Annotated in this window: 12 protein-coding genes and 1 tRNA gene; 3 read left to right on the forward strand and 10 right to left on the reverse strand. The window is 44.4% G+C overall.

The annotated features are described in order from the left end of the window. Positions 1–40: 40 nt before the first annotated feature. The 8 genes from fabD to MKY01_RS21550 form a co-directional block, all read right to left on the reverse strand. Complete coding sequence (gene fabD, locus MKY01_RS21515) at positions 41–1,264, reverse strand: ACP S-malonyltransferase (protein ID WP_282320778.1); 1,224 nt, start codon at positions 1,262–1,264, stop codon at positions 41–43. Positions 1,265–1,621: 357 nt separating this feature from the next. Then, the gene (locus MKY01_RS21520) at positions 1,622–4,033 is read right to left on the reverse strand and encodes an FtsX-like permease family protein (RefSeq protein WP_339283457.1); all 2,412 of its coding nucleotides are present in this window, start codon (positions 4,031–4,033) and stop codon (positions 1,622–1,624) included. A 2-nt stretch (positions 4,034–4,035) separates the two neighbouring features. Next, positions 4,036–4,812, reverse strand: a complete 777-nt coding sequence (locus MKY01_RS21525; RefSeq protein ID WP_127550779.1) for an ABC transporter ATP-binding protein — start codon at positions 4,810–4,812, stop codon at positions 4,036–4,038. A 23-nt stretch (positions 4,813–4,835) separates the two neighbouring features. Then, complete coding sequence (locus tag MKY01_RS21530; RefSeq protein ID WP_127550776.1) at positions 4,836–5,621, reverse strand: DUF4097 family beta strand repeat-containing protein; 786 nt, start codon at positions 5,619–5,621, stop codon at positions 4,836–4,838. 6 nt (positions 5,622–5,627) lie between these two features. Further along, the gene (locus tag MKY01_RS21535) at positions 5,628–6,170 is read right to left on the reverse strand and encodes a DUF1700 domain-containing protein (RefSeq protein ID WP_164783394.1); all 543 of its coding nucleotides are present in this window, start codon (positions 6,168–6,170) and stop codon (positions 5,628–5,630) included. Continuing rightward, on the reverse strand, positions 6,167–6,484 hold the full coding sequence (locus MKY01_RS21540) for a PadR family transcriptional regulator (protein WP_127550772.1): 318 nt from the start codon (positions 6,482–6,484) through the stop codon (positions 6,167–6,169). Before MKY01_RS21540 ends, MKY01_RS21535 begins: the two co-directional genes overlap by 4 nt. Positions 6,485–7,321: 837 nt before the next feature. Then, positions 7,322–7,407 (reverse strand) — tRNA-Leu (locus tag MKY01_RS21545). Between the two features lie 236 nt (positions 7,408–7,643). Then, on the reverse strand, positions 7,644–8,093 hold the full coding sequence (locus MKY01_RS21550) for a general stress protein (RefSeq protein ID WP_127550767.1): 450 nt from the start codon (positions 8,091–8,093) through the stop codon (positions 7,644–7,646). A 207-nt stretch (positions 8,094–8,300) separates the two neighbouring features. On the opposite strand from MKY01_RS21550, the gene MKY01_RS21555 reads away from it, so the two are divergent. After that, entirely contained in the window at positions 8,301–8,525 is a 225-nt protein-coding gene (locus tag MKY01_RS21555; protein ID WP_017687353.1) for a hypothetical protein, read from the forward strand. A 194-nt stretch (positions 8,526–8,719) separates the two neighbouring features. Here the strand turns inward: MKY01_RS21555 and MKY01_RS21560 are convergent, their stop codons facing one another. Both MKY01_RS21560 and MKY01_RS21565 read right to left on the reverse strand, forming a co-directional pair. Continuing rightward, positions 8,720–9,202: a NucA/NucB deoxyribonuclease domain-containing protein gene (locus MKY01_RS21560; RefSeq protein WP_047843725.1), complete on the reverse strand. Its 483-nt coding sequence runs from the start codon at positions 9,200–9,202 to the stop codon at positions 8,720–8,722. A gap of 109 nt (positions 9,203–9,311) precedes the next feature. Then, on the reverse strand, positions 9,312–10,460 hold the full coding sequence (locus tag MKY01_RS21565; RefSeq protein ID WP_339283460.1) for an ATP-binding protein: 1,149 nt from the start codon (positions 10,458–10,460) through the stop codon (positions 9,312–9,314). Positions 10,461–10,773: 313 nt separating this feature from the next. On the opposite strand from MKY01_RS21565, the gene MKY01_RS21570 reads away from it, so the two are divergent. Both MKY01_RS21570 and MKY01_RS21575 read left to right on the forward strand, forming a co-directional pair. Continuing rightward, entirely contained in the window at positions 10,774–10,962 is a 189-nt protein-coding gene (locus MKY01_RS21570) for a DUF6199 family natural product biosynthesis protein (protein WP_051447369.1), read from the forward strand. Between the two features lie 140 nt (positions 10,963–11,102). Continuing rightward, positions 11,103–12,326 carry an MFS transporter gene (locus tag MKY01_RS21575; protein ID WP_339283462.1) on the forward strand — a complete coding sequence of 408 codons (1,224 nt, stop codon included), beginning with the start codon at positions 11,103–11,105 and terminating at the stop codon, positions 12,324–12,326. Positions 12,327–12,355 lie beyond the last annotated feature (29 nt).

Below are 12,355 nucleotides of genomic sequence, written 5' to 3' on the forward strand. Positions count from 1 at the left end.
TTCCCCCCAAAAAAATGATGAAATTCATTAGTGCGGCTTCCTAATCCATTGCCGGTAACTTGTCAGTGATTTTCATCTGTTCTTCCAGCGGTAATTGTTTGGTGAACAGTACTGACTGCAACAGACTTTTAATCTGATTTAGCGTTTGCGTAAAATCCGAAGGATTATTTCCACACAACTTTTCGATCAAATCCCTGATTTGTTGGATGGGCAGAATTACGCCGGCACTGTACGCTATGGCATCGTTATTCCGATTTCGCGCAATGATAGCGGCTGTCAATGATTCTCGAATGCTGGCGATGACGGCTTCACGATTATTCTCGCTTCTGTCAAACCATGCACGTAGCTCCTCCAATTGCTTAGGATGATCGAATTGGCAAGTCTGAACAGCGGGATAGGTGCCCTTCATTAGATGTGTCAATACCTGGCGTGGCCCGACTTCCACCGTTCGGCTGATTCCTTGACTGTTCAGATAATGCATCGTTTCCAGCCAGCGAACCGGTTCGGTCATTTGGCGGTAAAGAAGCGGAAGTAGTTCTTGCCGCCCATACGTTCTTGCCGTCACGTTCGATATGACCGGCCACCGGGCGTCCCTAGTCTCAATCCTCTCCAGTTCAACGGCCAGTTGCTCCGCCGCTGATTGCATCAATGGACTATGAAAGGGGGCGCTAACATTTAAATATTTAACGCTTACATCTGTAAATTGCGCTTGTAGCCGATGAACCACCGATTGTACAGCTATTCGATGACCGGCAAGCACATGTTGGTTCAAAGAGTTATAACAAGCAATAACAACTTGTGATGTGTCGTTACTAGCTTGACGACAAAACTCCTCCAATTGATCAGAAGCAGCATGCGTCACAGCGACCATCGCTCCAATGTCGGAAGAATGCGCAGCTTGCATTAACATCCCCCGCTTCCTTACAATCCCGAGCCCGTCCCGAAAAGATAGCACACCGCTGCATACAAGTGCGGAATATTCGCCAAGACTATGTCCGGCCATAAAATCAGGTTGCCACCCCAGTTCCCTCCTGCCGATTTCGAAGGCAATAACGCTTACTGCCAATATGGCCGGTTGTGTATTCATCGTCTGCATAAGCTGTGAATGGCTGCCTTCAAAACACATTTCAGTAAGATTGAACCCCAGCGCATCGTTCGCTTCTTCGAAGTAACGCTTTGCTATAGTAAATTCATCGTGCAACTTTCTTCCCATACCGACATATTGTGATCCCTGACCCGGAAACAAAAATGCCGTAGTTGGCATAAGCAAACCTCGATTCGTAGTATTTTGTTTTAAAACAATTAAAGCGGTATGAAAAACACTCTATGTTGGGAGATTTTGATGAAAGATGTCGATTTGTGGTTGATAAAAGAAGAATTTGCTTTCGAGTTATACTCAAGAATAGGATATAGTTGTAATTTGAGCATAAAAATACAATACAGTACAATTTATTTCCATGTCAAGTAAGTATTTAGCTTAAAAAGAGGCTGTTCTAAAAGTAGATATACTACTGGCGGAGGAAGACGGAGCGTTCTCAATTCAATTTTACATACTCTCTCTTCAAAAAAGAAGGGTGTCACAAGCAGCCATTTCATGGCTTTTTGTGACACCCTTTTTCTATTAATCCATCGTCAAAAGCCGAGGAGATGTAGTTTGAATAGATTTGGATGCTGCCCAACAACCTAGACCAGCAGCGATGATGCTTAGAGGTATCATCAAGGCTATCCCTCCACCGTTCATAATCAGTGGAACTTCAACAATTCCGTAATCTGCCAATATAAAGTTAAGCAGAGGGGGGAGTCCTACTAAACCTAATGGAATTCCGACCAGCGCACCGATCCCCGATACGACAAGGATTCCAGTGGTTTCCGACAATCGGATTTGACGGGATGTCATACCGATTGACTTGTAAATTCCGTAGGTACGGCTCTCTTTCTTCATGTTAATTCGGCAAATACTGTATATGATAACAAACGTAATGACGATAAACAACAGCGCCATGACCGACATTGGCAGTACGATGATCGTGACAGCCTGGGAGAATACCTCATCAACCAGCGCAGCCTGACTTGCTATCCAGATTACACTTCCATATCGCTGATTCAATTCATTCACGAATTGATCAACTGAAGTTCCCTCATGCAGATTAACAAATGTTGTGTTCATCGCACTTCCATAGTCTGGATTACTTTTTCTGATGACGTCAGCGGTAATTCGCCCCGTATTGGACATGTTCGCGATCGCCTGGTAAATTCCGGTGACTGTCAGAGTATGTTTTTCACCCTCAATGTAAATGTCCAATGAGTCGCCTGACTTGATGCCCAGAGTTCTTGCAACATTCACACCGACCGAGATTTCATTGTCAGAAACTGGGTTATGACCCTCCACATTTTCATAGCCTATTTCATCATAGTTCCCATCAGCCACCGTCAGTAATATCCCCATCGTATCCTGTTTCATTTCAACCCCAGACTCCTGAGGCATCGGCAATACCGCATTTGCATCCCCGTAACGTGAGTAATTCTTAACTCTCGGATCCGAAAGAACCTCTTCTTTAAGCTGTTCAAAGGTCAATTCGGCTGGATTATCGATTCTTACGGACAGATCGGCCGAATCATAGCCCCATTTGGCAATGGTTCCATGTATGGACGAAATGCTGTATACAAACAGGAAACCAAAAACGAGTACAGAGGTGGACAAAGCCGATATCAGAACAATCAGCAGCGAACCCCGAATATTTTTCGTGACGCTTCTTAGCCCGATAATCATAGAAGTCGGAAGAGCGCCTATCTGGAGGAGCTTTCGTTTCCATGTTCCACTCCCTCCTGATTTTTGGGAATACGCCTTCTCCGACATGCCATAACGAACGGCTTGTGCGGGCTCGACACTGCGCGCCTTATTAGAAAACAGCAGGGCAGAGAGGAAGATAACCGCTACTACAGCCGCGCCAGTCCAAATGCCTGTTACTGAATACAGCCCATTCATACTTGATGACCCTGTGTTGAGATAAGCCATGGAATTTGCAATAATTGTACCTGAGAGGATATTGCTGACCAGAATCCCCGGGATGACCGAAACGAGCGCCAAGAGGGTATATTGCCCTACATAAGCCATAATTACTCTGCTGGAAGATAATCCAACGGATTTTATAATCCCGATCGTCCTGTAGCTGGAAAGAATAGCATCGGAAATCGTGAATCCCAAGGTGTAAAGGGCAACAGAGATCATGACGACTGCAAGAAATATCATAATGAAACTGATGACCTGGTTCGCAATCATATAATACGAAGACAAGCTCTCGAAGTCTTTAACCGATTCCAGATAGGGGGTCCCGAGAGACTGTTCAAATCTTTCCCAGTAGGCCCTGTTTTGGCTGTAGTCATCAAACCGCAATCCGGTCATATACTTATCGTCGCCCGGCAATGTGGTCATATTTTTATTATAATCCTGATGATTCAGCCAGATTCTCCCGCTCGTAGCAAATGGCGAACAGTATGAAATATCCACGACGACGGCCGCAACGTTCAACTGGATAACCCCTTCGTCCGTCTTAAATTCAATCGGATCCCCAACATGAATATCATTGGGATAAGCCAGAGAGGTGGGAATCCAGGCGCTTCCTTCTTCCGGTGTGCTTTTTTCTTCTCCTTCTACAAACTGCAGCCGGTCGACGGGAAAAGGTCCGCTTGGTGCATCCATCATGAATAAGTCAACATTAGGGATCTCTTCTCCAGCGTGAGACATACTAGACAGATAGCGGTACCGCATTAAATCCGAAACAATGACGCCTTTCTGCTTCTCCCACCAATTGTGTACCTGGATCGGATCATGGATGCCGTTCTCCATCCGCAATATTTGATGGGCGCCATGGGACTGATCATGCATACTCTCATACATACGATTTGTGTTGTTAAGAACCGACACAGCCGTTGAAAGGAGCAGGGCTGCCAGCATGATGATGATTGCAATGAAGCTGTTTTGAACTTTTTTATGCTTCAGGTTCGTCCAACATAGTTTCCATGCTGCATACATCCCTACCCCTCCTTACCTGACATAAAAATGAATATTTGGTTTTCTCTTGCTTTCAATTCATCCGGGGAATATTTGCCCAGTTCCAATATCCCTTCGATGTTTCCGTCTTTGACCAAAACTAACCGATCCGCCCTGCATGCAGCTTTTATATCATGCGTCACCATAACGATCGATTGAGCATTCTGGTTCATTTCGGTCAAAAGATCCAAAATAACTGCACCTTGCTCCTGACTTAATGCCCCTGTTGGCTCATCCGCAAAAATCACTTCTGGGGAATTGATCAAGGCTCTGGCAATAGCTGCTCTCTGCTGTTGGCCTCCAGATACTTGGGATGGCAGGCGCTCTGCTTGAGCCCCGATCCCTATCCTATTCAACAGGTCTAATGCTTGTTTATTCACATCCTTTTTGCTGCGGCCAGCCACGTACCCCGGGAAAGCAACATTTTCAAGCAATGTGAAATCAGGAATCAAATTGATCGATTGATACACATAGCCGATTTTGTTGGACCTGAAATCCGTAATTTCCTTTTCTGAATATTCATCAATTCGTTCTCCTTTGAAAATCACTTCTCCGGAAGTGATTCCATCTAGGCCGCTGAGGAGGTATAATAACGTAGATTTACCCGAGCCCGAACTGCCCATAATAACCGTAAAGTCACCTTTATATACTTCAAGATTAATACTTTTAGCTGCGAGAAACTGTTCATTTCCCGAGGTGTAGACTTTGCATAAATCAACCGTCTTGATTAAAGTTTCTTTCTTGGAATTTTGTGTTATCAAAAGGACGCCCCCTAAAATTAATCTTATTTTTCTTCCTGATATTCGCCTGAATTCTGTTTGATCTCAAGATTGCCGGTGTCGGAGATAAGTTCTACCAATGGGCCTCCCTCACCGATATAACCATCCTGATAATTCGGCAGTGTCACCTTAATGGTTCCAGAATCCGCAAACAATTTGGTGCGGAGTGCTTGGGGAGCTTCAGCTGTTTGGATGAGAATATCTCCCGTATCAGATGTAGCACGGATATTTTGACTTATGTTAACAAAAGAAGCAGTGATTGCTCCCGTATTTGTTTCTGCGTTTATTACCCCTTCTTTTATATCCATCTTTATAGAACCCGTGTCGCTTATCACCCGATATTCGCTCGCCAAGACGGAGCCTACATAAATATTTCCTGTGTCAGTCACAACCTGCAGCTGGTTTAACTGGGTTTCAGGAATCCCTATCGTGAGTTTAAGGTTCGTATAGATATCAAAGAAACGGAATTTGCTGTCCTGAACAACTTCAATTCTGGTTTGTCCCTGATCCTGAGTGATATCCAGCCGGTAATCCTTCAGCGACTGCTTTGTTGTCTTTCCCTCCAAATTTGCCTTGATTTCATGTCCCTTAATTGGCACCACATCTACCGTCCCTGTTTCTGTATGGATAAGGACGTTTGTTGTCTGGTCCATCCGAACATTTTGTTCAGTAGAAATCTCACCCAAATTGAATGGCGACTTTCCTAACATATACAGCACTACATTTCCAATTACTCCGATAACGATCAGTAGAAGAGCAAGTCTGGTTAAGTTCCGGAATCTATTTTTCAATATAGCTCACATCCTTTTTATGACTTTCAAATTATATTTCAGATACCTGATAACAAGATTGTAATAAATTCGGGTAAATTTTAATGCTCCAATGACTATCAAAATTCCTCCACCGACCAAGACAAGCATAAGAAAAATATCATTGAAGAAAAACGCGACCGACTGATTCTGAATAATGAATAAGATCGGCGAAATGATTAAGAAAATTGCAAAGCCGAATCCCCCGGCAATGATAACTAAAGAAGCGACAAATGGCAGCATAACGATAATTAAGTTGAACAATCCTAAACTCACTGTTGCCAAAACCGCTTTAGTTACGCTTAAGAGCGTAGGCGATTTATCCGCCTTTGCAATTTGAGACTGGGCAAGTACTTCACGAGCAACCAATCGGGGATTTCCCAGCTTGGAGATCACCTCTGCTTCAGACCGTCCGCTTAATTTGGCAAACTCAAAATGTTCCCTGAATTCAGCCATAATATCAGTAAATTCCTCAGGAGGAAGCAGCTTCAGATACTGTGCCAATTCATTTAGATAGGCTTCTTTATTCAATCCGATCCCTCCCCAATCATTTCCTGCACTCCTACGGCAAAAGCGTTCCATTCTTCAATCATTTTGTTCATAACTTTCCTTCCCTCATCGGTAATCTTATAGTATTTGCGGGGAGGTCCCTCATCCGATTCGGATAAATAGGTTGAAAATAATCCTTCCGAAGCCAGTCTTCTTAACAACGGATAGATGGTTCCCTCCGCTATTTCAAATTTTTGCGATATCTGTTCAACTAACTCATATCCGTAACGGTCCTTTTTTGATGTTAAAACAAGAACACAAAGCTCCAACACACCCTTCTTGAATTGAACATTCATAATTTTTCACCACGCTTTATTTAGTACTGAGCAATAAACAGTAGCTGTTAATACAAATATTACCACCTACTACCGTTTATTGCAAGGTACCTGTCAATATTTTTCCCTTTGACTCCATTTTCTGGGTATATTTTTGGACAGCGGAAACAATGCCGTATATCGTAAAATCATTACCCTATGAGCCTGTGAGGTACGACAAGTGAAACTATCAAAACTCCTTAATGAAGACCGAACAATCCTGAAATTTTGGCAATGAAGATAGCCATCATAGCGACCAGGACTTGCGAATGCACGAAAGATATCAAACGATCTTGCTTAATCTTCATGGAGTGTCCAAAAAGGACATCAGCAAGTTCATCGGATGTTCACTTTCCACCGTCTACAATTACATAAACGCCTATCGCAGAGAGGGAATCCACGGTCTGCGACTCGAACCACCTATTGGACGTCGGCCTTTTCTGACCGCCGAACAAGAGCAATGCGTTTATCTTCCGCCAGATACTTGAAGGCCGCATCCGCAAGTCTATCTGCCGTTGACCAAGCGCTCGGATACTTCCGAATAAAACCGTGCCGCGTATAGTCGCTCTGCGTCTGCTCGGCTAACCCCTCAGCACGCTTATAATCGAGGAACCGCGCTACGCCGCTTCCCACGATTATCTACACTAACTTTCGTAATTCTCACCACAACAAAAAACACCCCTTCCGCAATTTACGGTGGAGTGCTTCGAGTGTGTTTGCGCGAATCCTGTGTACCTGCAAATGCTTCATTACAAGTACACAGAACTCAACGATAATTATCGTCCATTTAACACTGTCTATCGGGAATAAACCTAGTTATGCCGAGGACCGGGATCGAACCGGTACGGTAGTCACCTACCGCAGGATTTTAAGTCCTGTGCGTCTGCCAATTCCGCCACCCCGGCAGGATTATGTATTTCTTGGCGACAAGAAATATCTTACCATGAACTAATTAACTTTGCAACACTTTTATTAAAAATAATAAAAAAAATGAAACAGGCACTGCAAGCGTCAGCTCACAGTGCCTAGAAAGTCCGAGTTGCGGTCCCGGACTTCCGGTAAACCAATCTATATTAAGGGAGGTGTGAGATAAGAATACCTCCCCAACATTAAAGAAACCTAAAATCAGCCTTAAATTAAACTAAAAAAGTAAAATAGGTTGAACACGAGCCGCTTCTTCCTCACTGCACTCCACGATAACCAAGATATGGTCCTTTAACAGCCAATCTTCGTAATACCGCGCATCCTCCTCCGAGATCCCCGCTTCAGTCAGTGTAAGCACCAAATCATCGGTCTCACTCCCAATCTCATTACCAGCGAGTCTACGCACTGCATTTCCGATCGACATCGTCTGATCCATTCGCTTCCCCAGACCAGCCAATATGCCTTTCAGAGCGCCAAAGGCACCATCTGTTCCGGCACCCTTCAAAGGTTTGGGTAGCCCCGTCTTTTCGCTCACCAGCTCCAGATTAAGCTGCTCCTTCGCCACCGCTCCCAAATATTTATCCTTGATGCCTTCCTCTTTGACCTTATTCAGCATAATTATAGCCTCGTTCTCGGTACGGGCCAGCCCAATAATCAATTGTGTCATTCCGTTCCCCTCCTTTTACCCTAATATAACCCCGTAATCCCCATTCAAAAACGGATCATCCACAGCTAAGACAAATCACCTAGAAGATTGTTGATTTCTCTTCTGGAAATCTATACCTAGTTCTGATAGACTAGATAAAGAAGACAAATTAACCATTGAAAACATTGACATATGGATTTAACATCTCATAATCAGGAGCAATGACTTATGAAAAAAGAGGTAGAAATTGCCATCCGGCGCAAGCAACAGATCATGGTTCGTAATACAAGCGGTCAGACGGTAACCGGATTTCCCGAGCGTACCGCTGATACATCCATTCTTTCCTTACGTACGGTCCACGGCAGTCTGTGGATACCGTTTGATGAGGTGGAACATGTTACGCGTCTGTTAAGCATCCGGTCTCATCATTTAAGCGGAATGCAACTCGTTTAGTCGGCTCTGTAATCCTAGAAACTCCAGTTCCCGTATAGATACGTTAACTAGATCTATTTATGCCAGCACTTTACACCAAAAAACCAGACGCATGCACGTCTGGTTTTTCTCTTCTACTTATCCTGTACCACGCTGCCACTGACCTCACAACAAAGGCCTTACAATCCTTATTTCTGCCCAACCATATCCTGTTGTTACTTCACTACAAACTTCACTCGTGTTCCATCCGGATATGTACTTAACTGATTCCCTACCCATGAACCTGCACCACGATTATCCTTCGGGGTAATGTACTGGATATCTGCACCTGTTCCTCCCTCAGCACACATCGCCATTGGCCACTCGTCACGATCCTTACCTTTTTTGACCGGAACACCCTTAAGTGATAGATCCCGATTGCCTTCCGCTCCATTACGATTAATGGTGCATACATCCGAATGCCCTGCCTTGATAGCAGCTTTAATATGTTTGGCTGTTTCGGGATAACGCTCTGAAGGGAACGTAATGGTATGGTCTACACTCTTATTAGTCCCACCGAATGGATTAGGTATCTCCTCGGGCCATTCGCCCCCAGCCCAGGCATAGAGGGCTACCAGCAGCATTGCTACCAGCGTCAGAACCTGCTTTTTGAAACCTTGCTTACCTTTACGTTTTCTTCTTGTGCGTCTCTTACTCATGCTGTGTCTCCCCCATTCAACACTTGCATTATAACAGAACGCCCGTTCGTAAAACAATCCAATACAATAAAAAAACAGCCGAGACCGCCCGGCTGTTCTGCTTGATTGATTATCCTACATTGGGAATGGCCTGTTGGCGCAGCAAGGGCAGTGTCACCTCAAACTGTGTACCTTTCCCCTCTGTACTCTCCACCGAAATCTGACCATTCATCAGTTCCAGCAGTTCTTTGCAGATGGTCAGACCAAGACCGCTTCCGCCAAATCGGCGCGCATGGGAGATGTCGGTCTGGGTAAATGCATCAAACAATGGTTCGATCTGATGCTGAGGAATGCCAATTCCCGTATCACGCACAGAGAATACCAATACAACGGTATCCATCAGTTGTTGCCTCACATCCACCTGTAACTGCACTTCACCTTGTTCCGTGAACTTAATTGCATTACTCAGCAAATTATCCAGTACCTGCCGAAGTCTTAGCGGATCACCGATAAGCACATCAGGAACATTCAGATCAGCATGACAGAGCAGACGTATTTTTTTATTCTGTGCCGCAGGTTCATGTGTCTTCACAATCTGTTGGATCAGCTTCAACGGCTGAAATTCAATGTTTTCAACATCCATTTTGCCTCTGCCCAGTTTCGCCATATCCAGGCTGTTGTTAATGATGTTCAGCAGCGCCTCACCTGATTGACGTGCTAGCTCCAGATATTCTTTCTGCTCATCCGTAGTTTCACCCATACTGGCAAGTTCGATCATGCCCATAATGCCGTTAAGCGGGGTACGAAGCTCGTGATTCAGCTTGCCGATGAATTCCAATTGCCCTCTGCTGTTCATCTCAGCCATGGAAGTTGCAAACTTCAACTGCTGTTCAGCATACTTCCGTTCTGAAATATCGTATTGAATGCCTACAAAATATAAACACTCTCCGGATTCATTAAAGATCGGATCGATATTCAGTTCGTTCCAGAACTTCTGACCACTTTTTGTATAATTTAAAATATCAATCTTAATGGACTGTTGTTTCTTTAACGCATCACGAATCTGCATTATCGTTTCCGGGTCTGTATCCTGCCCTTGCAAAAATCGGCAATTGTGTCCGACAGACTCTTCATACGTGTATCCTGTCAGTTGGGTAAAGTGTTCGTTTACATACATGAGCGGAAGCTCAGGCAAGGTAGCATCGACCACCGTCACGGAGGATTTCACTTTCGAGATGATAAATTCCCATTGTAATGAGAGTTGATTATGTTGGCTCATGCCTTCCTCCTTCATCTCACACACATTAATGTTTATATATTCTGCAATCGTACATTATAAGGAGAGAAAACTAACCAGTCGGAATGTGTTGATATTAAATCAATATATTTTAATTGTAACACAGTTATTCAAGTCATGTGGTTTATGGGTAATAGTTGATAACTAACATTCCACAATAACCTAACTACTCACCAGGAGGAACATACATGAAATTTCTGTTAATTATCATCATTATTATTTTGATTGTAGTCTTTTTTACCAGACGCAAACGTTAAAATAAGATCCGTTATGTAAGTGAGAAAGGAAGATGGGTATGAGAACCCTCTTTTTTATATTCATGGTACTCTGTATCATCAATCTCTGTTTCCCAAAATTCGGCTGGTATCTGCGCTATGGCTGGATTTCCCGGGGCGAAGCCGAACCCAGCAGGCCTTATATGACTATGGTCAGAACGACCAGCCTGCTGATGTTGCTTATCGCCTTCACACTTGCTATGGCATGAACTATAGGCATTAGAAGATGACTGCCCTGTTGGGCAGTTTTTTTGTGATGAAATGACGGGAAAATGATAACTTTGTTTGTGGTGCAATGATGACAATGCCCGTAATATAGATATATCGTTTCGGAAAGGACATCATTGGCATGAACATCGCATTTTATCCGTACTGGGCCGCCAAAACGCTGCTCTCGCTTATTAATGTCATATATATCATGGTCATTACTACATTTATATACGGTCTCACTGGATCGGTACTCTCTGCTGCAATGTTTCCACTTATTCAGATCATTGCACGCATAATAGCCAGTCTCACTTTGCCATTACTTGTGAACCGTTTCCCATTCTCCAGACTATTGATCAGCATTTCCATAGCCAAAACATTAATCATGACCTGTATAGCCATTTCGTTGAATCACTTGATTTCACAACTGCCGCTTCTATTGCTCGGAGTGATTGTACTATCCTTCTTGGACGGATGGGAAACTCCGTTACTGAAGACTTTAACGCCACGATTGGTTCAAGGTGAAGACCTTATAAAAGCAAATAGCCTACTATCTTTCTCCAATCAGACTGTAACCATTGTCGGTTACGCCATGACGGGATTCGCCGTGATGAACTGGGGGGCGTCACAGACCTTCTGGGCAGTTACAAGCCTGTCCTGGGCCGTTCTGATCTTCACGATTGCCATGGGCTCGCTCACACGGAATGTAGAACAACCTCAGAAATCTGCTGTATCGCGGAATGTATTGAGGGAAGGTTGGAGTATACTTTGGAAGAATCCATCCTTACGGCTGATTACGCTTATGGACATTGCCCAAGCACTTGCGGGTTCCATCTGGATCGGAGCTGTTACGCTGGCCTTTGCAAAAGAAGCTCTGGGACGAGGAGAAGGTTGGTGGGGACTCATGAACTCGAGTTACGCTGCTGGAACCATGCTTGGAGGTATTCTGGCTCTGGCTCTGGCCAAACGGATTCAGAAGCACTTGATCGCCAGCATGACCATGGGTTCTCTTCTCCTCAGCCTGATGACCATCGTTTATGGCCTCAACAGCCTGCCATGGCTCGCGCTGGCGTTATGTATACTTATGGGCCCTGTCTACCAGATTCGTGATATGGCTCAACAGACAGCGCTTCAGAGAAGTGTGCCCGCTGAATCCTTGTCCCAGGTATACGCCGCACATGGCGTCCTGATCTCCACGGTTATGAGTGTATCCATCGTCATCTTCGGTCTAGTCGTCGATCTACTAGACGTTCGATGGGTATACCTTATCGGTGGAGCCTTGTTTATCGTGTCTGCGATATGCTCTATATCGTTGAACCGGGTGCACAGAAACGAGCATATTGTTAAGCATACGAAAAATATGTAAATCAAAAAGACGAGCAACATCTGCTCGTC

The organism is Paenibacillus sp. FSL R5-0486 (assembly GCF_037975155.1).
GTDB classification, from domain to species: Bacteria; Bacillota; Bacilli; order Paenibacillales; family Paenibacillaceae; genus Paenibacillus; species Paenibacillus amylolyticus.

Coding starts and splice junctions, on each gene's coding strand:
- fabD (WP_282320778.1), bottom strand. CDS start 1,264: ATGCCAACTACGGCATTTTTGTTTCCGGGTCAGGGATCACAATATGTC.
- MKY01_RS21520 (WP_339283457.1), bottom strand. CDS start 4,033: ATGTATGCAGCATGGAAACTATGTTGGACGAACCTGAAGCATAAAAAA.
- MKY01_RS21540 (WP_127550772.1), bottom strand. CDS start 6,484: ATGAATGTTCAATTCAAGAAGGGTGTGTTGGAGCTTTGTGTTCTTGTT.
- MKY01_RS21550 (WP_127550767.1), bottom strand. CDS start 8,093: ATGACACAATTGATTATTGGGCTGGCCCGTACCGAGAACGAGGCTATA.
- MKY01_RS21555 (WP_017687353.1), top strand. CDS start 8,301: ATGAAAAAAGAGGTAGAAATTGCCATCCGGCGCAAGCAACAGATCATG.
- MKY01_RS21560 (WP_047843725.1), bottom strand. CDS start 9,202: ATGAGTAAGAGACGCACAAGAAGAAAACGTAAAGGTAAGCAAGGTTTC.
- MKY01_RS21565 (WP_339283460.1), bottom strand. CDS start 10,460: ATGAGCCAACATAATCAACTCTCATTACAATGGGAATTTATCATCTCG.
- MKY01_RS21570 (WP_051447369.1), top strand. CDS start 10,774: ATGAGAACCCTCTTTTTTATATTCATGGTACTCTGTATCATCAATCTC.
- MKY01_RS21575 (WP_339283462.1), top strand. CDS start 11,103: ATGAACATCGCATTTTATCCGTACTGGGCCGCCAAAACGCTGCTCTCG.